Source organism: Bradyrhizobium sp. USDA 4341 (assembly GCF_054063755.1).
The window spans coordinates 9,120,213-9,139,242 of the sequence record NZ_JBSSGO010000002.1 but is presented as its reverse complement, the minus strand read 5'-3'; the positions used below and the strand labels follow the sequence as shown (position 1 = coordinate 9,139,242).

The window sequence follows — 19,030 nt, the reverse complement described above, 5'->3', positions numbered from 1 at the left end:
TGTCGCTGCCGTCGTCGTCAATTGCTCTTGGGCGGCTCGACGAGCGAGCATCCGCCCTGGTCGAGCGGCCGAAACGCCTCTGGCCCTGTGAGCACGCCGACCTGCTCCAGCAGGTCCCACTTGCTCTTCGACGCATTCAGGCTCTTCACCTTGAAGATGTACATGTTGTGAATGGCGCGGCCGTCCGCGCGCACCACGACCGGCCCGAACAAGGCGTCGTCGATCGGCTTCTCCTTCAACTTCTGGATCACGGCCGGCGCGTCATTCGTTGCTGCCGCCAGCGCTGCGTTGAGATAGGCAAGCACGGAGGAGTAGACGCCGGCGTGGAACGCGGTCGGCGATTGCCCGTGCTGACCTGCGCTGAACCTGGCCGACCAGGCACGGCTGGCCTCGTTGAGGTCCCAGTAGAACGGCTGGGTGATGATCAGCCCCTCGCCGACCGCAAGGCCGCTCGACTCGACATCATTGGTGGTGGTCAACAGCGCCGCGAAGGTGCGTCCGCTCTGCTTCAGCCCGAACTCGGCGGACTGCTTGATCAGGCTGACCGTGTCGCCGCCGGCCGTCGCGAACGCGATCACATCGGCGCCCGAGCTCTCGGCTTGCAGGATGAACGAGGCATAGTCCGCATTGTTGATCGGCACATTGACCGACCCGAGAACGGTGCCGCCGCCCGCGCCGATCACCGCCGTGCCGTCACGCACCATCGACTTGCCGAGCGCATTGTCGGTCGCGATGAAGTACCATTTCTTGCCGCCGTGACGCACGAGATAGGCACCGATGGTGTGCGAGGCGGCCCAGGTGTCGAACGTCCACTGGATCGTGTTGGGCGAGCAGTATTTTCCGGTCAGGTCTGAGGACGCCGCACTCGATGCAATCAGCGCCGCCTTGGTGCCGCGCACGACTTCGTTGACGGCGAGACCGACGGCCGAGTTCGGCACGTCGGCGACTGCGTCGACCTTCTCCTGATCGATCCAGCGGCGCGCGATTGCCGCGCCGACATCCGCCTTGTTCTGGTGGTCGGCCGAGACGATCTCGACCTTGAAATCCGGATGAAGCCGCATGAAATCCTCGGCAGCCATCCTGACCGCCGTCACCGAGCCTTCGCCGGCATTGTCCGAGTAAGGGCCGGATGCGTCGTTGAGCACGCCGATCTTGAGGGAGCGCGCAGCGTCAGCCGACGCGGGCGAACTGGCGCACACGGCCAGCAGAGCCACTCCGGCAATATGCGAAAGATACTTCATTATTTCCACCCGTCGTATGTTGTTATCCTAGAGATCGAGCACGAGCGTGCGGGACTTGGCACCCGAGCAGCAGATCATGACACTCGTGTTCGCCGCCTGCTCTTCCTTGCTCAGAAACTGGTCGCGATGATCGGGTATGCCTTCGAGCACGCGCGTCTCGCAGGTGCCGCAGACTCCCTCGGTGCACGCGTAGTTCGCGGTGATGCCGGCATCCAGCAGCGCATCGAGGATCGTCTTGCCGGGCTCGACCGCAATCGTGCGATTGCTTCGCGCGAGCTTGACGTCGAAGCCGCCCTCGGTTGAGGGCGCTTCCCGCGCCTGGAAGTATTCGACATGCACGTGATCGGCCGGCCGATCGGCCGTCGCCGCCTCGAATGCCGCGAGCATGGGCACCGGACCGCAGCAATAGAGATGCGCCCGCGCCGGCGCGTTTCCGACAATCGCCGGCAGGTCGAACAGACGCCCCGATCGCTCATCGTCGAAATCGACATGCATCCTGGAGCGAAGATCGGATCGGAATGTGTCGAGCTCGTCGAGGAATGCGGCGGCGGTGCGCGTCCTCGCGGCGTAGAACAGCTCCCAGCGGCGTCCGAGTGTTTCCAGACGCCTGATCATCGACAGCAATGGCGTGATGCCGATGCCGCCGGCGATCAGGACCGAATGCTCCGCCTCTTCGTGCAGCGCGAAATTGTTGCGCGGCCCGGAGATCGTCATGATGTCGCCGACCTTCATGCAATCGTGGACGAAGCTGGAGCCGCCCCGGCTCTCGGCATCCTTGTTGACTGCGATCATATACCGGTGCCGCTCGCGCTGATCGTTCACCAGCGAGTAGCTGCGGATCATGCCGTTCGGCAGATGCAGATCGATATGGCTGCCGGCGGCGAACGGCGCCAGCTCGCCGCCTCTCCGCGCGACCAGCTCATAGGAATTGATCCGCTCGGCCTCGTAGCCGATGCGCTTGACCAGCACGTCCTGCGTCATTTCAGCCATGGCGGGATGCGCTCACAGCTCGTACCCGAAATCGGCGCCGAGCTTGGCCCGCATGAACGGCGCGCCGACATCGACCCAGGAATCCTCCGGCGGCAGCCGCAGCGACACCGCCCGCACCATGAACACGTCGGGGTCCGAGACGCCCTTGGGCTTGATCGCATGATCGCGATAGGCGCCGAGCGCTTCCAGAATGAAGCGCCGCGTCATCGCGATGCCGGTATCGCTGGAGCAGAGCGTCTCCTTGGTGCGATCGAAGATCGGCGAGACGCCGCTCTGGCAGGCGCCGTCCTGCACCCAGAGCCCCGGCAGACCCGAGAACCAGGTGGTGCGCTGCGCCTCGTAGTCGAATTGAAAGCCGTTCTGCGGATTGTATTTGGTCCAGTAGCCAGCATACGGGACCGTCACCGGATGCTGGACCAGCGCGTGGCGGCTGGCATGGCCACTCTCGCGGCCCTTGTGGCCTTCGGCGAAGACCTGCCGCGTTTTCTCCAGCAGCGGTTCCGACGGATGATAGGAGAACATGATGCAGAGTGTGTTCTCGTCATCGATCGGTACCCAGGCGTGCCCGCTCAGATCCGGGAACGGAGACAGCGGCGGCACCAGCGTATAGAACGGCAGCACGAACTGGTTGACCCGCCAGTACAGCGTGTTGGCATCGTAATTGCGCCGCGCGGCGATGCTCATGCCGAAGTCCTGCTTGATGCATTCGAAGGTCGGCCGCAGGTCGCGCTTCTGGATCCAGGCGCTCGTCGTGCCCTGGGCGTCGAGCCGTCCGTGCAGCAGCGGCGCGTGCGCCGAGTCGATCTCGCCTTCGACCGCCTGCAGCCAATTGCACTCCTGAACGCGAACCGAGATGTGCACCTGCTCGGCCGGCACCAGATTCCATTCGAGGTTCGGCAGCGGCGGAAGCTCGGCCTGGTCGGGACCCATATAGGTCCAGATCATTCCGTTGCGCTCCTTGCAGGGATAGGCCTTGATCCGCACCCGCTCCTTGAGGCGGCTGCGCACCGGCTCGGCCGGCATGTCCGTCACCGCGCCGGTGACGTCGAATTTCCAGCCGTGATAGACGCAGCGCAGCCCGCAATCCTCGTTTCGTGCGAAGATCAGCGGCGCGCCGCGATGCGGGCACGCCTGATCGACCAACCCGACCCGCCCCTCGGTGTCACGGAAGGCGACCAGATCCTCGCCGAGCAGCCGGATGCGCTTCGGCTGTCCATCCTTGGCGAGGTCCGCCGACGGGAGGAAGGGAATCCAGTAAAGCCGAAACAGATCGCCGAGCGGCGTTCCCTTGCCGACCCTCACCAGGCGTTCATTGTCTTCGCGCGACAGCATGGATTTGCCTCCTTCAATTGCGTGTAGTCGGGGCGGCTACGCCGCCGAGAAGCGCGGCGACGCGGTCAGACAGTCCGAGATCCTGAGCGGTCCAAAGCGGATCGGATGCGGTGAGCGGCTTGCGTGGAATGGGAGGCTGCTTGCCCTCCTCCACCAGGCCGACGATCAATTCGATGCGGCGCCGCTCGAGCTCCCGCAGTGCGTCCTCGACGACGGCGGCTTCCGCCGTGCATCCCGCCAGCTCCGGATAGGCCAGCCGAACCCGCCACTGCCCAGGCTCGGTTTCGACGGCCTCGGCCTCCAGCAAATAGGGGATCGACAGCAGCTCACGCAGGTCCAAGTTCAACCTCCCCGAACGATGTCTTCGCATCGAATTTGATACGTATACGTACTACATTGCCGGCTGGCTGACAAGGGCCGAAAGCAATTGCATCGTGCCGGGAACAGGCCGGGGTGCGGTTCACCGCAGGGTTGAGGACGTCAGGCCAAGCTGCTAACGGCTAACGCGAATTCGAAAAATCGGAGTCCAACGACGGCATGGCAGCCGACAAGGGTATGAAGACGAGTTCGGCGACGGATATTGCGCGCGACTGGCAACTCGAAGGCGGCGTCGGATTTCTGCTGCGGCTGCTGGAGGCCCGCTACGACGGGCTCTATCAAAGCATGACGCGTCAGAGCGACATCACGCCACGGCAGTTCGGCGTGCTGATGGCGCTGTACCAATTGGGTCCTCTCACCCCCTCGGTGTTGGCGGACCGGATCAGCTGCGACCGCAACACGCTCAGCGAGATGCTGAAGCGGATGGTCGCGCGCCGGCTGGTCTCGAAGAAGAACAATCCGGACGACCGCCGCTCGCTCCAGGTGCAGATCACCGCCAAGGGAGAGGAAGCGCTTCTGGCCGTTATCCCCGCCGCCGCCGAGCTGCAAAACATCATGCTGGCACCCCTGCGCAAGGAAGACCGCGCGCATTTCCTGAAATGCCTGCTCGCGATCGCGAAGGCTCCGCCGCCGGACGCTCTGTCCGACACCTGAGATTTTGGGCGTCCGGCTGCCTAGGCCTGCGCCCTGCCAAACGTGCCCGCAGCGGCGAGTGCCGCGATTGCCTGCGGCGACAATCCGAGGATCCGCGACAGCACATCGTCCCGCTGCGCGCCGATCCCGGGAACTTGACTTCCGATCGACGTATCGGCCCCGGACATCTGCCATGGCGCATTGACGCCGACGAATTCGCCGGCGCCATCCGAGACCGTCCCAAACACGCCCCGTTGACGCAAATGGGCATCGGTCAGCGCCGCGCCGGGCGTCCGGTACCCGGCGCAGGGAACGCCGGCGCGATCCAGCGCCGCAATGCATTCAGCGACGGTGTGACGCTCGGTCCATTTTTCGATCACCTGCATCATGGCGGTCCAATTGGCACCGCGCGCCGGAATGGTCGCAAAGCGCGGATCGTTTGCCAGTTCGTCCTGCCCCGTCACCTCACATAGCGCCGCAAAATTGCGCGGCGTGACCGGGGCGATCAGGATATCACCATCGCGCGTGCGCACCGGCCCATAGGTCGGACGCGGCGAGCGGATCGGGAACTGGGCTTCCTGGAGTTCATAGACCAGCAGGTTGAGCATGCAATCCATCAACGCCACATCGACGCGCTGCCCCTTCCCGGTGCGTTCGCGCTGGACCATCGCGGTCTGGATCGCGGAATAGCCGAAGATGCCGCCGAGGATGTCGGCGACAAAAATGGCTCCGGCCGCGGGACGCTCCCGGTCGCCGGCATAGCGCATCAGCGAGGTATCAAATCCGCTTTCGGCATGCACGATCATGGCGTAGGCCGCGCGCTCGGCGGCGGGGCCGGACTGGCCATAGCCCGAGATCGAGCAATAGATCAGGCGCGGGTTGATCTCGCGAAGCGCGTCATAGCCGAGGCCGAGCCGGTCCATCACTCCCGGACGGAAATTCTCGACAAGGATGTCAGCCTCCGCGACCATGCGATGCACGAGCTTGATGGCATCGGCGTTCTTCAGGTCCAGCGCCAGGCTGCGCTTGCCGGCATTGAGCTGGCCGAAATAGGTGCTGTGGCCTTCGCGCAGCGGCGTCCGCAGCCGCATGTCGTCGCCTTCAGGCGGCTCGATCTTGATGACCTCGGCACCGACGTCGGCGAGCAGCCGCGCGCAATAGGGCCCCGCCACCATGATGGAAAAATCCAGCACCCGCACCCCGGCGAGCGGCGCCCTGTCGCCATCTTTCTGCATCCGATCTCTCCTATCTCGGCAACCCGAGCGCGCGTTGCGCGATCAGGCTGCGCTGAATCTCGTTGGTCCCGATGCTGATGACCCACATCAGCGAATGCCGCAGGTTCTGCTCGAAGCGGCCGTTGTCGATCGCGCCCGGCATCTGTTCGGACAGCGCGGCGCGCATGCCGAGGATATCGAGCGCGGCCTCTCCGAAACGCTCCATCAGCTCTCCGGAGAACACCTTGCTGATCGCGCCATACTCCGGCGGAGTCATGCCGTCGGCTGCGAGCTCGGCACAATGCATCATCAATAGACGGCCGATTTCGATCTCGGATGCCAGGATCGCCATCTTGTCGCAGACGATGGGGTCATCGGCCAGAGACCGATCGCCCTCCTTGGTCATCACATGCGAACGCAGCTGCTCGAAGGCGTGCGCGACCTTCAGGACGATCCCGCCACCGACCAGCCCTCGCTCGAAGGCGAGCGCGCCGGTCAGCACCTTCCAGCCGCCGTTGACCTCGCCAACCAAATTCTCGGCGGGAATGCGGACATTGTCGTAGAAGATGTTGGCAAACGTGCCGTCATACATGGTCGCAGACGGACGGGTCGTGATGCCCGGCACGTCCATCGGCACGATGAACATGCTGATGCCGGCATGCGGCGGCGTCGCATCCTTGTCGGTCCGCGCGGCCAGGAACATGTACTTGCCCCACCAGGTGGTGGTCCAGATCTTCTGGCCGTTGATCACCCAGTGATCGCCGTCTCTGATCGCACTTGTGCGCAGCGCCGCGAGGTCCGAGCCCGCCTGCGGCTCGCTGTAACCCATGCCGTGCATGGCTTCGCCGCGCAGGATTTCCGGAAGGTATTTTTGCTGCTGCTCTGGCGTGCCGAACATCATCAGCGCGTTGGCCTGGATCGCCGCACCAATCCGTGGTGCCTCGCCCCGCTCCATCGTCTCCATGAAGGCGATCTGCTCCAGCGGAGAGCGAGCCTGGCCGCCGAACTGCTCCGGCCATCCGAGGCCAATCCACCCGGTTTCGCCGATACCTCGGGCGAAGCTCGCATCGAACTCGCGCTTGGCGAAAGGCCTCTGGTCGAAGCCTTGCTTCGAATCTCCGGTCCAGTTTTGGTCGAGCCAGTGCCGAACCTGCTCGCGAAACGCATTTCCGGCGGACCCGAGGTCGTATTGCGGCAGCCCGGCGCCGCCCGTATCCAGCAGTCGCTCGGCAAGTCTGCGCTTTGCATCCGAGGCGCCGCCGAGCGCGATCGTATCGAGGTGCACCCGCTTGAAATGGATCGGCGCCTCGTGCTCCTCGGCATAGCCGATCGCACCGAATGTATGCTGGGTCTCCAGCGAGACCTGCCGCAGCGCATTGCCGGAGAACGCCGATGCGCAATCGGCGAAGTAGCGCCAGTCGTCGTCGCCGCCATCATGCAGTCCGGCGGTATGCTCGAGGATCAGCCTGACGCCCTCGAGCGCGATCAGGCAGTTGGCCAGCTTGTGCTGGATCGCCTGGAACTTGCCGATCGGTTGTCCGAATTGGTGTCGTTCCTTGGCGTAGTCCACGGCCAGCTCAAACGCGCGCCGCGCCGCGCCGTAAGCGCGCGCGGTCAACGCCGCCTTGCCCTTGATGCGGAGATCGTCCAGATCGACTGTCGCGACGGGAATGCGCGTGAGCGGCGCTGCATTCAGCCTGACCTCGGAGAGTCCCCACGCTCCCATCGCGCGGGTCGCGACGCATTCGACACCGGGACCGCCAAGATCGATCAGCGCAAGATGGACTTGATCGAGCGCGACCAGAAGATGCGTGGCGCCTCCCGCGGCCTCGACAAAGCGGAGCACACCTGTTGCCCTGAGGTCCGTGACCTGGATCGAGCCCGTGCCAGGGTCGGGGTCCAGCGCACCAAACGAGAAGGCGACGATCGCCTTCCCGGAATGCAGCCGCTCCAAGAGATCCACCACGACGTCGACCTGCGATCCGGAGATCGCAAGATTGGCGAGCGCCGCAGACCACATCGGCGCCGGACACCCGGCGCGGCCGAGCTCCGCCATGACGACGAGAATCTCGGCGAGCCCACCTTCGCCGCCCTCCGCACCGAGCGCGGCGACGCCCTGCCCGACCAGCTTGCGCCAGATCGCCGACACCTCGTCCGGCGAGGACGACGCCGTTGCGCCGCGCGGACGCCAATGCTCGTCAAGGAAGCCGCGCAAGGAATCGCGCAGCATTCCTGCAACATCGTCATTCGACGCTTCGGTCGCCGTCATTGCCCGGCCCCGCGCTACGCCTGGCCGAACCTGGGCTTGCGCTTCTCCTTGAACGACATCGTCGCTTCCTTGTGGTCGGCGGTCTCGAACGTCACCTGCTCCAGCGCCATCGAGGCCTCCAGCAGCATGTTCACGCGCTCCTTGACGATCTGGTTGATCGACAGCTTGGTCCAGCGAATGGCCCAGGTCGGACCGTTGGCGAGCTCGACCGCAATCTCGCGGGCCTTGGCCAACACTTCGGCGCGCGGCGCGACATGGTTGACCAGCCCGATCCGCTCCGCCTCCTTGCCCTTCAGCAGCGTGCCGCGGATCAGGAATTCCTTGGCCTTGTTGATGCCGACCAGCAGCGGCCAGATCACCGTGCCGCCGTCGCCCGCGACCAGGCCGACGCGCGAGACGTGGGTGTCGCCGATCCGCGCATCCTCCGCCATCACGGTGATGTCGCAGAGCAGCGCATGGGTCGCCGCAAGGCCGATCGCGTCGCCGTTGATCGCCGCGATGATCGGCTTGTCGAGCTCGAGCTGGCGGGTGACGCCGCGCCGGCTGATCATGGGATCGTGCACTTCACCCTCTTCGAGCACGTCGCCGCCCGGCCGCTCCGACATCGCCTTCACGTCACCACCGACGCTGAAGAAGTCGCCGGCGCCGGTCAGCACCACGGCATTGACGGCATGGTCGTCGGCGAGGTCGTCCCAGATCGTCCGCAATTCGCGGATCAGCTTCTGGTTGATGGCGTTGCGCGCCTCTGGGCGGTTCAAGGTCACGGTCGCGACCTTGTCCGCGACCTCGACCGTCAGGCATTCATACTTGGCGTAGTTGGACACGTTTGCCTCCATTGTTATTGCTGTCTGAGCTGTTGATTTATTCGCCGGCGCGGCACGCTACCGGCGCATCCCGGGCTGCACGTCGGCCAATGCGACGTGAAGCGACATCGCACCCGGATCCTGCTCCAGCATGCGCTGCACGGATTCGAGGTGCGATCGGAGCAGCCGGCTTGCCAGCGCCACGTCTCGCTCGTTCAGCGCCGCCAGGAACTGCCGCCGCTTCTCCGCGAGCCGCGCCATCGCGACCCCGCTGGAAGCGACCTTGGCGTAGACGAAGCGCATGTGGATCTCGGTGACCGAGTCCACGATCATCGCGATCACCTTGTTGCCGGTCGATGCCGCGAGCAGCTTGTAGAACTCGCGCGAGCATTCGACCCGGTCGAGCAGCCGGCCCTCTTTCGTCGCCAGCTCCGTCCGCTCGATATTGGCTTCCAGCGCATCGAGGTCGGCCCTTCGCGCATTTGCACACGCCAGCTGCACCACGAGGTCGAGGACGTGGACCCGCGCCTCCGACAATTCCCGCACCGAAATCGTCCCGAGGCTCAGCATGTCGCGCATGACCTCGTTCATGCGCCGGGTGTCGCCCTGCTGGATGAAGGCGCCGCCCTTGACGCCCTTCTGCAGCCGAAGCACGCCGGCCATCTCCAGGCTGCGTAGCGCTTCCCGCAGTACATTCCGGCTGACGCCGAGTTGCTGGGCGAGCTCGCGCTCGGCCGGCAGCTTGTCGCCTGGCTTCAGCACGCCGAGCGCCAGCTGCTCGCGAATGCGCTCGCAGATCTCCTCGAACGTCCGCCTGGTGTGGATCGGCTTGAATGTCGGCGTGGCCGCGGAGCCGGCGGCACGGAGATCGGTGGCCCGCTCCCTGCGGTTCGGCGAGGCGGTGCGGGGGCGCTGCGGCGCGCGAGGGCTTGACTTGGTGCTCATGCGGTGAATTATTAAATGGATCACCCATTCAATGGAAGCCCCTTTTTTGGCTTCCGGCAAAGAAAACAGACGGGGAGTCCGTATGAGTTTTTCCGAGGAGCAGGTCGCCTTCCGCGACAATTTGCGCAGGATGGTCGCCAGGCATGTGGCGCCGATCGCCGCCGAAATCGACGAGACCGACCGCTTCCCGCTCGAGCTGGTCAAGCTGTTCGGCGAGATGGGATTGATGCAGCTCTGGGTGCCGGAGCGCTATGGCGGCCCCAACGGCAACCTGACCATGGCCTGCATCGCGCGCGAGGAAATCTCGAAGGTCTCGCCTGCCTGCGCATCGATCGCGGCGCTCAACACCATGTTCATCATGCCGCTGCTGCATTTCGGCTCGGAAGAGCAGCGCCAGAAATATTTGCCGATCATCGCCCAGGGCGGCGTGGTCACGGCGATCGCGATCTCGGAGCCGCAGGCCGGCTCCGACGTCGCCGCGCTCAACACCCGCGCCCGCAAGGACGGCGACAGCTATGTCCTGAACGGCCGCAAGCAGTGGTGCAGCTACGGCGTCGTCGCCGACTACATCGTGGTGATGGCGCGGACCAGTGACGGCGCCGGCGCCGACGGAATCAGCGCCTTCATCGTCGAGCCGAAGAAGATGCCGGGCATCACGTTCGGCCGCCACGAGCGCAAGATGGGGTTTCGCGGCGCCCCCAATACCCCGATCTTCTTCGACAATGTCTGGATCCCGGCCGAAAACCTTGTCGGCGAGGAAGGCAAGGGTTTTCGCGCGTCGATGCGCGCGCTCGACCTCAACCGCCCGACCATCGGCGCACAGTCGGTCGGCCTCGCCCAGGGCGCGCTCGATGCGTGCGTCGCCTATGCCAAGGAACGCAAGCAGTTCAAGCAGCCGATCGCCGAGTTCCAGGGCGTGCAGTTCATGCTCGCCGACATGGCGATGCAGATCGAGGCGGCCCGTGCGCTGGTCTACGAATGCGCCCGCGCCGGCGATGCCGGCGACTGGAAGCGGCTCAACGTGCTTGCCAGCATGGCCAAATGCGTCGGCAGCGACATGGCCATGAAGGTCACGACCGACGCGGTCCAGATCTTCGGCGGCTACGGCTACACCATGGACTACCCGGTCGAACGCATGATGCGCGACGCCAAGCTGACCCAGATTTTCGAAGGCACCAACCAGATCCAGCGCGTGGTGATTGCCCGCGAGTTGCTACGCTAGCGCAGATCGATTGCAACAAGAAACGAATTACAGGGAGGAACGACCTTGAACCACATCATCGACCGGGCGTTGGCGGCCGTCGCGCTGTCGGCCCTGCTGGCGGCGCCCGCCTACGCGCAGAAAGCCTATGGACCCGGCGCCAGCGATACCGAGATCAAGCTCGGCCAATCGACGCCGCTCAGCGGCCCCGCCTCCGCCTTCGGCGCCGGCGCCGGGCGCGCCGTGGTCGGCTATTTCGAGATGCTGAACGCGAAAGGCGGCATCAACGGTCGCAAGATCAACTTCACCCAGCTCGACAACGCCTACAGCGCGCCGAAAGCGGTCGAGCAATCCCGCAAGCTGATCGAGGACGTCGGCATCTTGGCCGAAGTCGGTACGATCGGCACCGCGCCCAACGTCGCGATCCAGAAATACCTCAACGGCAAGCAGGTGCCGCAGCTCTTCATCACCGCAGGCGGACGCCGCTTCAACGATCCCAAGACGTTCCCGTGGACGATCCCGCTCTATCCGGACTTCGAAACCGAAGGCCGCGTCGTCGCCAAATACATCCTGCGCACAAAGCCCGACGCCAGGATCGGCGTGCTCTACCAGAATGACGACTACGGCAAGGACTATCTCAAGGGCCTCCGCGCCGGTCTCGGTCCGAAGGCCGAGCTGATCGTCGCCCAGGCCTCCTACGAACTTGCCGACCCGACGATCGACTCGCAGATCGTCCAGCTGAAGGCTGCCGGGGTCGATACGCTGATCGAGCAGTCGTCGTCGAAGGCCGCGGCGCAATCGATCCGCAAGGTCTACGAGCTCGGCTGGAAGCCGCTGCACGTGATCGGCGGCTCGACGGCTTCGGTCGAGACCATCCTGAAGCCCGCGGGCCTCGAAGCATCGAAGGGGCTGGTCACCACGCAATTCCTCAAGCAGCCGGGCGACCCGGCCTGGGCCAATGACGACGAGGTCAAGGCCTACAAGGATTTCCTGAAGACATACGCGGCTTCGGCCAACCCGGACGACTATTCCGTGCTGGTTGCCTATATGAATGTGCACGCCGTGGAGCTGGCCTTGCGCAAATGCGGCGACGACCTGACCCGCGAAAACCTGATCAAGCAGGCGACGTCGCTGAGCGGCGAGCGACTGCCGATGATGCTGCCGGGCGTCTCGATCGGCACCCGGCCCGGCGACTATACGCCGTTCAGGACCTTGCGGATCGCGACGTTCGATGGCGAGAGCTGGTCGCTGACCGGCGAGCCGCTGTCGGCCGATTGAGCCGGGTTGGCGAGAACCGTCATCAGCGGCTTCTCGCCAACGTCATCTCAGGCGCGCAAGCTCGGCAGATCGAGGCTATTGGCCTGGGCGCATTCGATCGCGGTTTCATAGCCGGCATCGGCGTGGCGCATGACCCCCGTCGCCGGATCGTTCCACAGCACGCGCTCGAGCCGGCGCGCCGCCTCCGGCGTACCGTCCGCGACGATCACCATGCCGGCGTGCTGCGAATAGCCGATACCGACACCGCCGCCGTGGTGCAGCGACACCCAGGTGGCGCCGCTCGCACAGTTGAGCAGCGCGTTGAGCAACGGCCAATCGGACACCGCGTCCGAGCCGTCGCGCATCGCCTCGGTCTCGCGGTTCGGACTTGCCACCGAGCCGCTGTCGAGATGATCGCGGCCGATCACGATCGGCGCCTTGAGCTCGCCGCGCGCCACCATTTCGTTGAAGGCAAGGCCAAGGCGATGGCGATCGCCGAGCCCGACCCAGCAAATCCGCGCCGGCAGCCCCTGAAACTTGATGCGCGCCTTCGCCATGTCGAGCCAGTTGTGCAAATGGCTATCGTTGGGCATCAGCTCCTTGACCTTGGCATCGGTCTTGAAGATGTCCTCGGGATCGCCCGACAGCGCCGCCCAGCGGAACGGCCCCACGCCGCGGCAGAACAGCGGACGGATATAGGCCGGAACGAAACCCGGAAAGTCGAACGCCTGCTTCAGGCCCATGTCCTTGGCCATCTGGCGGATGTTGTTGCCGTAGTCGAGCGTCGGGATTCCCTGCGCGTGGAAATCCAGCATGGCCTGCACATGATCGACCATCGAGCTCTTGGCTGCCATCTCGACCGCCTTCGGATCGGCGGCGCGGCGCTCTTCCCATTCGGCGAGCGCCCATCCCTTGGGCAGATAGCCGTTGATCGGATCATGCGCGCTGGTCTGGTCGGTGACGATGTCCGGCCGCACGCCGCGGCGCACCAACTCCGGAAAGATCTCGGCCGCATTGCCGAGCAGGCCGACCGAAACGGGCTTCCGGGTCTTGGCCGCGTCGGCGATGATCGCCAGCGCTTCATCGAGCGTCGTCGCCTGGCGGTCGAGATAACCCGTGCGCAGCCGCATCTCGATGCGGCTCGGCTGGCATTCGACGGCGAGCATCGAGGCGCCGGCCATGGTCGCGGCCAGCGGCTGGGCGCCACCCATACCGCCGAGGCCCGCCGTGAGGATCCATTTGCCGGCGAGGCTGCCGCCATAGTGCCGGCGGCCGACCTCGACGAACGTCTCATAGGTCCCCTGCACGATGCCCTGGCTGCCGATATAGATCCAGGAGCCTGCCGTCATCTGGCCGAACATCATCAGGCCCAAGCGGTCGAGCTCGTTGAAATGATCGAGTGTCGCCCAATGCGGCACCAGGTTCGAATTCGCGATCAGGACGCGCGGTGCATCCGCATGGGTGCGGAAGATGCCGACCGGCTTGCCGGATTGCACCAGCAGCGTCTGGTCGCCTTCGAGCTTGCGCAAGGAGGCGGCAATCCGATCAAAGCTCTCCCAGTCGCGCGCCGCACGGCCGATTCCGCCATAGACCACGAGCTCGCTCGGACGCTCGGCGACATCAGGGTCCAGATTGTTCATCAGCATGCGCAGCGGCGCTTCCGTCAGCCAGCTCTTCGCGCTGATGTCGGTGCCGCGGGGAGCACGGATGATACGTTCGTTATCCAGTCGGCGGTTCATGACGGATGTCCCTGTCGGCTAAGCAAGTTTGGAAACGGATCGGACGAAAGGACCGCGAGCGCAGCGGCGGGCAACGCGTCGGCTTCGATCAGCGACGCGGCGCGCGCGAGATCGTCGGCCATGTAGCGGTCCGCGCCGAGCGCCGGAACATGCTCGCGCAACGCGGCAATGACCGCAGCGAGTGGCGCGCTGGTCGCATGCGGGGCGCGCAGCGTGATGCCTTGCGCCGCGACCAGAAGCTCGATGCCGAGGATGGCCGCAAGATTGTCGGCCATATCGGACAGCCGGCGCGCGGCATGCGCGGCCATCGAGACGTGATCCTCCTGATTGGCGCTGGTCGGCGTGGAATCGATCGAGCACGGCATCGCGCGCTGCTTGTTCTCGGCATAGAGCGCCGCCGCCGTCACCTCGGCGATCATGAACCCGGAATTGATGCCGGGCTCGGGTGTCAGGAACGGCGGCAAGCCGAAGTTCAAGGCAGGATCAACGAGGGTCGCGATCCGACGTTCGCTGGTGGCGCCGATCTCCGAGAGCGCCAGCGCGATCTGATCGGCAGCGAAGGCCACCGGCTCAGCATGAAAATTGCCGCCTGAGACGATCTCGCCTGTATCGACCAGGACCAGCGGGTTATCCGTCACGGCGTTGGCTTCAATGGTCAGCACGCGCGCGGCGTGCACGAGCAGGTCGAGCACCGCGCCTGCAACTTGCGGCTGGCAGCGCAGGCAATACGGGTCCTGCACCCGCTCGTCGCCTTCGAGATGCGATTGCCTGATATCGCTGCCGTCGAGCAGCGCGGTCAGGGTGGCGGCCGCAGCGATCTGTCCATCATGGCCGCGCAACGCCTGGATTTCAGGACGAAATGGCACGGTGGATGCCATGGCCGCATCGACCGACAGCGCACCGGTCACCAGTGCGGCACACGCAAGGCGATGCGCGCGCAGCAGGCCGGAAATCGCGTAGGCAGTCGAAAACTGCGTGCCGTTGATCAGCGCGAGCCCCTCCTTGGGGCCGAGCGTCAGCGGCGCGAGACCGGCAGCGGCAAGCGCGTCATGACCCGCCACGATCTTGCCATCAAGGAATGCCCGCCCCTCCCCGATCATGACGGCGGTCATATGGGCGAGCGGCGCCAGATCGCCGGAGGCGCCGACCGAGCCCTGCTGCGGCACCAGCGGTGAGACGCCGCGCGCCAGCATGCCCTGCAACTGCTCGATCACATCGCGGCGCACGCCGGACGCGCCGCGGCCGAGCGAGATCACTTTCAGCGCCATCATCAGGCGCACGATCGGCTCGGGCGTAGCCGGCCCGACCCCGCAGCAATGCGACAGGATGAGGTTGCGCTGAAGCAGCGCGGTCTGGTCGGGTGCGATGCGCGTCGATGCCAGCTTCCCGAAGCCGGTATTGATACCGTACGCGGGAACGTCGATATGCGCCGCTTTCGCCACGATCCCCGCGGCCGCCTCGACGCGCGGCCAGAACGATGGATCGAGCACGATGGGTGCACCATCAAGCACGCGCGCCAGCACGTCGAGGCGGACGGTTCCGGGCTTCACGACAATGGGGACATCTGGATCGCTCATTGGCCCCTCCACACCCGGCCGTGCAACGGATTGAAGCCGATGCGGTAGACCAGCTCGGCGGGGCGCTCGATGTCCCAGATCGCCAGATCGCACCATTTGCCGGCCTCCAGCGTACCGGTCTCGGCGAGCATGCCGAGCGCACGCGCCCCTTCCCGCGTCACCCCGGCGAGGCACTCGGCGACCGTCATCCGGAACAGCGTTGCGCCCATGTTCATCGTAAGTAGAAGCGAGGTCAGCGGCGAGCTACCGGGATTGCAGTCGGTCGCCAGCGCCATGTTCACGCCGTGGCTGCGGAACAGCTCGACCGGCGGCTTCTGCGTTTCGCGAATGAAATAGAACGCACCGGGCAGCAGCACCGCGACCGCGCCGGCCTTGGCCATCGCGGCGGCGCCGGCTTCATCGGTGTGCTCCAGATGATCGGCCGATAGCGCGGAGAATTTTGCGGCGAGCGCGGCACCGCCGAGATTCGACAGCTGGTCCGCGTGCAGCTTGACAGGTAGCCCCAACGCACGCGCCGCCGCGAACACCCGCGCCGTCTGCTCTCCGGAAAACGCGATGCCTTCCATGAAGCCGTCGACGGCATCGGCAAGGCCGGCCTTGGCCACCGGCGGCAGCATCTCGTTGCAGACCAGATCGATGTAGCGGTCCTTGTCGCCATTGGCTTCGGGCGGCAATGCGTGCGCCCCCAGAAAGGATGTGCGGATCGCAACCGGCCGCAGGCGGCCGAGGCTGCGTGCCGCCGCAAGTTGCCGCATCTCGGTCTCAACGTTAAGGCCATAGCCGGACTTGATCTCGACGGTGGTTGCCCCCTCGCCGATCAGCGCGTCCAGCCGTGGCAGTGCGCCGGCGACAAGCTCGGCCTCGGTCGCGCTACGCGTCGCGGCAACGGTCGAGACGATGCCGCCCCCCGCGCGCGCGATCTCCTCATAGCTCGCGCCTTTCAGGCGAAGCTCGAACTCGTGCGCGCGGTTGCCGCCATAGACGAGATGCGTGTGGCAATCCACCAGCCCGGGCGTGATCCAGCGGCCGCCGCAATCGATCCGCTCCGCGGCGTCCACATCCACAGGAAAGTCCGACTGCGTGCCTGCATAGACAATGCGGCCGTCGCGCGCCGCGATCAGGCCGCGCTCGATCTCGCCGAGATCGGCGCCATCGCCGCGCATCGTGGCGAGCCGGGCATTGTGCCAGATGCGGTCGAAACGCTCTGCCATGCGATTGTCCCCCGAGGTGGGATGCTTGACTTATATGTCTAGACATATAATCGTGTCCGGGTTCTGTCCAGCCGGCATGGAAAAATGACACGACTGCATTTCGCATTCGCGCTGCTGCCTTCGGGCTGGGCCAATGACGTGCAAATCGTGGTCACCGACGGCGCGATCGCCTCGGTGACGGCAGGCGTGCCCCCCGCCGCGGGCGACGAACGTCACCAAATGGCGGTTCCGGGATTGGCTAGCCTGCACAGCCACGCGTTTCAGCGCGGCATGGCCGGCCTTGCCGAACTGCGCGGCGATACGACCGACACGTTCTGGACCTGGCGCGAGACGATGTATCGCTTTGCGCTGACGATGACGCCAGACGACGTCGCGGCCGTCGCGACCCTGCTCTATGTCGAGATGCTCGAGCGCGGCTTCACGCGCGTCGGGGAGTTTCACTATCTCCATCATGATCCGGACGGCTCGCCTTACGCCAATCCGGCCGAGATGGCCGTGCGCATTGCGGAGGCGACTGAGGCGTCCGGCATCGGACTCACGCTACTGCCGAGTTTTTATGCCCACGGCACGTTCGGCGGCGCAGCACCGCATGCCGGGCAGCGTCGCTTCATCTGCTCGGTCGATCAGTTCGCCACGCTGATGGCTGCCTCGCGCGAGGCAATTCGAAAACTGCCTGGCGCGAACATCGGCATCGCCCCGCACAGCCTGCGCGCAGTGGCGCCCGATGAGCTCGCGGCGATCATTCCGCTTGCCGGCACCGACCCGATCCACATCCACGCCGCCGAACAGGTGCGCGAGGTGGAGGACTGCATGGCCTGGTCAGGGCAGCGGCCGGTGCAATGGCTGCTCGAACATGCGCCCGTCGATCGTCGCTGGTGCCTGATTCACGCGACCCACATGACGGAACGGGAAGTCGCTGCGCTCGCCGGCAGCGGCGCCGTTGCCGGCCTCTGCCCGGTCACCGAAGCAAGCCTTGGCGACGGCATCTTTTCGGCGCGCGAATTCCTTGCCGCGGGCGGCCGGTTCGGCATCGGAACCGATTCCAACGTCCTGGTCGGCGTCGCCGACGAGCTTCGCCAACTCGAATACGGCCAGCGGCTGAAGCACCGCGAGCGCAACGTGCTCTCGGGACCTCCGGGCGCATCCACCGGCCGTGCCCTGTTCGATCACGCGCTCGCGGGCGGCGCGCAGGCCCTGGCGCAGACCAATGCTGGCCTCGTACCTGGCGCCCGCGCCGATATCGTCACCCTCGATACCGCACACCCATCCCTGGCGGGACGATCAAGCGATGCCGTGCTCGACGGCTGGCTGTTTGCGTCCGGAAGCGACGCGATCGACTGCGTCTGGGCCGGCGGCGACAAACTGGTCACAGGCGGCCGGCACCGGCTGCGCGACAAGGCGCGCGAGCGGTTCAATGCCAGCGTCCGGAGGCTCGTCGCATGAGCCTCGCTTCCGATCGAGCCAAGCCGCGCGCAGCCGAAAAGCCGACGCTCTACAAGCGGATCCGGCTCGATATCGAGACACGGATCCTGACCGGCGAATGGCCACCGGGCCACCGCATCCCCTTCGAACACCAGCTCATGGAGCGCTATCATTGCTCGCGCATGACCGTGAACAAGGCGCTGTCGGAACTGGCACAGGCCGACTTGATCGAGCGGCGGCGGCGTGCCGGCTCATTCGTACGCCGTCCACAGCATCTGTCGGCGGTGCTCAAGATCGCCGACATGCGCGCCGAGATCACGGCGCTCGGCCGCAGCTACGGCTATCAGCTGATCGATTGCCGGCGGCGCACCGCGACCGCGGCCGATCGCGCCCGGCTCGGCGTGAGCACGGCCGGCAAGGTGATCGCGATTGCCTGCCGGCACAGCGCCGACAATGTGCCGTTTGCGGTCGAGGACAGGCTGATCGATCTCTCCACGGTTCCGGAGGCCGCGACGGCAGACTTTGCCCGCGAACCGCCGGGATCATGGCTGCTGCATCATGTGCCGTGGACCGAGGCTGAACATACGATCAGCGCAGTCGTTGCGGACGATCGCACGGCGAAGGCGCTCGACATCGCGGTCGGCGCGCCCTGCCTCGTGATCGACCGCTACACCTGGCGCAGCGCACGGACGGTAACGGCGGTGCGGTTGCATTATCCAGGCGAGACGCACCGGCTGGTGGCTCGCTTCAAGGGAGGCTGAGACGGCTTGCGCGGCATATTTCATGCAATGCATCATGGGCTACTCATCCACCAACGT

General features: G+C 65.5%; 16 protein-coding genes. 5 read left to right on the top strand and 11 right to left on the bottom strand.

Annotated elements, in window-relative coordinates:
• Positions 1 to 17: 17 nt before the first annotated feature.
• From ACVIGB_RS48445 to ACVIGB_RS48430, 4 genes are read right to left on the bottom strand one after another with little or no spacing between them, the layout of a single operon-like run.
• Entirely contained in the window at positions 18 to 1,241 is a 1,224-nt protein-coding gene (locus tag ACVIGB_RS48445) for an ABC transporter substrate-binding protein (RefSeq protein ID WP_456723934.1), read from the bottom strand.
• Between the two features lie 27 nt (positions 1,242 to 1,268).
• Positions 1,269 to 2,231, bottom strand: a complete 963-nt coding sequence (locus ACVIGB_RS48440; protein WP_456723935.1) for a PDR/VanB family oxidoreductase — start codon at positions 2,229 to 2,231, stop codon at positions 1,269 to 1,271.
• 12 nt (positions 2,232 to 2,243) lie between these two features.
• The gene (locus tag ACVIGB_RS48435; RefSeq protein WP_456723936.1) at positions 2,244 to 3,563 is read right to left on the bottom strand and encodes a Rieske 2Fe-2S domain-containing protein; all 1,320 of its coding nucleotides are present in this window, start codon (positions 3,561 to 3,563) and stop codon (positions 2,244 to 2,246) included.
• 13 nt (positions 3,564 to 3,576) lie between these two features.
• Positions 3,577 to 3,903 carry a hypothetical protein gene (locus tag ACVIGB_RS48430; protein ID WP_456723937.1) on the bottom strand — a complete coding sequence of 109 codons (327 nt, stop codon included), beginning with the start codon at positions 3,901 to 3,903 and terminating at the stop codon, positions 3,577 to 3,579.
• A gap of 197 nt (positions 3,904 to 4,100) precedes the next feature.
• On the opposite strand from ACVIGB_RS48430, the gene ACVIGB_RS48425 reads away from it, so the two are divergent.
• Positions 4,101 to 4,595, top strand: a complete 495-nt coding sequence (locus tag ACVIGB_RS48425; RefSeq protein ID WP_456723938.1) for a MarR family winged helix-turn-helix transcriptional regulator — start codon at positions 4,101 to 4,103, stop codon at positions 4,593 to 4,595.
• A gap of 20 nt (positions 4,596 to 4,615) precedes the next feature.
• Here ACVIGB_RS48425 and ACVIGB_RS48420 read toward each other — a convergent pair whose 3' ends face one another.
• From ACVIGB_RS48420 to ACVIGB_RS48405, 4 genes are read right to left on the bottom strand one after another with little or no spacing between them, the layout of a single operon-like run.
• The gene (locus tag ACVIGB_RS48420; RefSeq protein WP_456723939.1) at positions 4,616 to 5,809 is read right to left on the bottom strand and encodes a CaiB/BaiF CoA transferase family protein; all 1,194 of its coding nucleotides are present in this window, start codon (positions 5,807 to 5,809) and stop codon (positions 4,616 to 4,618) included.
• A 10-nt stretch (positions 5,810 to 5,819) separates the two neighbouring features.
• Positions 5,820 to 8,057, bottom strand: a complete 2,238-nt coding sequence (locus ACVIGB_RS48415; RefSeq protein ID WP_456723940.1) for an acyl-CoA dehydrogenase family protein — start codon at positions 8,055 to 8,057, stop codon at positions 5,820 to 5,822.
• Between the two features lie 14 nt (positions 8,058 to 8,071).
• Positions 8,072 to 8,881, bottom strand: coding sequence for an enoyl-CoA hydratase/isomerase family protein (locus ACVIGB_RS48410; protein WP_244549896.1), 810 nt, complete (start codon positions 8,879 to 8,881; stop codon positions 8,072 to 8,074).
• Positions 8,882 to 8,938: 57 nt separating this feature from the next.
• A complete protein-coding gene (locus ACVIGB_RS48405; RefSeq protein ID WP_456723941.1) occupies positions 8,939 to 9,805 on the bottom strand; it encodes a FadR/GntR family transcriptional regulator in 867 nt (288 codons plus the stop codon).
• An 82-nt stretch (positions 9,806 to 9,887) separates the two neighbouring features.
• Between ACVIGB_RS48405 and ACVIGB_RS48400 the strand changes: the two genes are divergently transcribed.
• Both ACVIGB_RS48400 and ACVIGB_RS48395 read left to right on the top strand, forming a co-directional pair.
• Positions 9,888 to 11,027, top strand: coding sequence for an acyl-CoA dehydrogenase family protein (locus ACVIGB_RS48400; RefSeq protein WP_456723942.1), 1,140 nt, complete (start codon positions 9,888 to 9,890; stop codon positions 11,025 to 11,027).
• Positions 11,028 to 11,081: 54 nt separating this feature from the next.
• The gene (locus ACVIGB_RS48395) at positions 11,082 to 12,284 is read left to right on the top strand and encodes an ABC transporter substrate-binding protein (protein WP_456725253.1); all 1,203 of its coding nucleotides are present in this window, start codon (positions 11,082 to 11,084) and stop codon (positions 12,282 to 12,284) included.
• 47 nt (positions 12,285 to 12,331) lie between these two features.
• Here the strand turns inward: ACVIGB_RS48395 and hutU are convergent, their stop codons facing one another.
• The 3 genes from hutU to hutI are packed head-to-tail and all read right to left on the bottom strand — an operon-like array spanning position 12,332 to position 16,790.
• Positions 12,332 to 14,002 carry a urocanate hydratase gene (gene hutU / locus ACVIGB_RS48390; RefSeq protein WP_456723943.1) on the bottom strand — a complete coding sequence of 557 codons (1,671 nt, stop codon included), beginning with the start codon at positions 14,000 to 14,002 and terminating at the stop codon, positions 12,332 to 12,334.
• Positions 13,999 to 15,579 (bottom strand): histidine ammonia-lyase, encoded by a 1,581-nt coding sequence (gene hutH / locus ACVIGB_RS48385; RefSeq protein ID WP_456723944.1) that lies wholly within the window; start codon positions 15,577 to 15,579, stop codon positions 13,999 to 14,001. The genes hutU and hutH overlap by 4 nt, the downstream gene beginning before the upstream one ends.
• Entirely contained in the window at positions 15,576 to 16,790 is a 1,215-nt protein-coding gene (gene hutI, locus ACVIGB_RS48380; protein WP_456723945.1) for an imidazolonepropionase, read from the bottom strand. Before hutI ends, hutH begins: the two co-directional genes overlap by 4 nt.
• 84 nt (positions 16,791 to 16,874) lie before the next feature.
• Between hutI and ACVIGB_RS48375 the strand changes: the two genes are divergently transcribed.
• Together ACVIGB_RS48375 and hutC are read left to right on the top strand one after the other, a co-directional pair.
• The gene (locus tag ACVIGB_RS48375) at positions 16,875 to 18,233 is read left to right on the top strand and encodes a formimidoylglutamate deiminase (protein WP_456723946.1); all 1,359 of its coding nucleotides are present in this window, start codon (positions 16,875 to 16,877) and stop codon (positions 18,231 to 18,233) included.
• Positions 18,230 to 18,973 (top strand): histidine utilization repressor, encoded by a 744-nt coding sequence (gene hutC / locus ACVIGB_RS48370; protein ID WP_092125371.1) that lies wholly within the window; start codon positions 18,230 to 18,232, stop codon positions 18,971 to 18,973. Before ACVIGB_RS48375 ends, hutC begins: the two co-directional genes overlap by 4 nt.
• The last annotated feature ends 57 nt before the right edge of the window (positions 18,974 to 19,030 follow it).

What these genes read in the sequence shown, in the direction of transcription:
- ACVIGB_RS48445 (WP_456723934.1), bottom strand. Translation starts at nt 1,241, where the DNA reads ATGAAGTATCTTTCGCATATTGCCGGAGTGGCTCTGCTGGCCGTGTGC.
- ACVIGB_RS48440 (WP_456723935.1), bottom strand. Translation starts at nt 2,231, where the DNA reads ATGGCTGAAATGACGCAGGACGTGCTGGTCAAGCGCATCGGCTACGAG.
- ACVIGB_RS48435 (WP_456723936.1), bottom strand. Translation starts at nt 3,563, where the DNA reads ATGCTGTCGCGCGAAGACAATGAACGCCTGGTGAGGGTCGGCAAGGGA.
- ACVIGB_RS48425 (WP_456723938.1), top strand. Translation starts at nt 4,101, where the DNA reads ATGGCAGCCGACAAGGGTATGAAGACGAGTTCGGCGACGGATATTGCG.
- ACVIGB_RS48420 (WP_456723939.1), bottom strand. Translation starts at nt 5,809, where the DNA reads ATGCAGAAAGATGGCGACAGGGCGCCGCTCGCCGGGGTGCGGGTGCTG.
- ACVIGB_RS48415 (WP_456723940.1), bottom strand. Translation starts at nt 8,057, where the DNA reads ATGACGGCGACCGAAGCGTCGAATGACGATGTTGCAGGAATGCTGCGC.
- ACVIGB_RS48405 (WP_456723941.1), bottom strand. Translation starts at nt 9,805, where the DNA reads ATGAGCACCAAGTCAAGCCCTCGCGCGCCGCAGCGCCCCCGCACCGCC.
- ACVIGB_RS48400 (WP_456723942.1), top strand. Translation starts at nt 9,888, where the DNA reads ATGAGTTTTTCCGAGGAGCAGGTCGCCTTCCGCGACAATTTGCGCAGG.
- hutU (WP_456723943.1), bottom strand. Translation starts at nt 14,002, where the DNA reads ATGAACCGCCGACTGGATAACGAACGTATCATCCGTGCTCCCCGCGGC.
- hutH (WP_456723944.1), bottom strand. Translation starts at nt 15,579, where the DNA reads ATGAGCGATCCAGATGTCCCCATTGTCGTGAAGCCCGGAACCGTCCGC.
- hutI (WP_456723945.1), bottom strand. Translation starts at nt 16,790, where the DNA reads ATGGCAGAGCGTTTCGACCGCATCTGGCACAATGCCCGGCTCGCCACG.
- ACVIGB_RS48375 (WP_456723946.1), top strand. Translation starts at nt 16,875, where the DNA reads ATGACACGACTGCATTTCGCATTCGCGCTGCTGCCTTCGGGCTGGGCC.
- hutC (WP_092125371.1), top strand. Translation starts at nt 18,230, where the DNA reads ATGAGCCTCGCTTCCGATCGAGCCAAGCCGCGCGCAGCCGAAAAGCCG.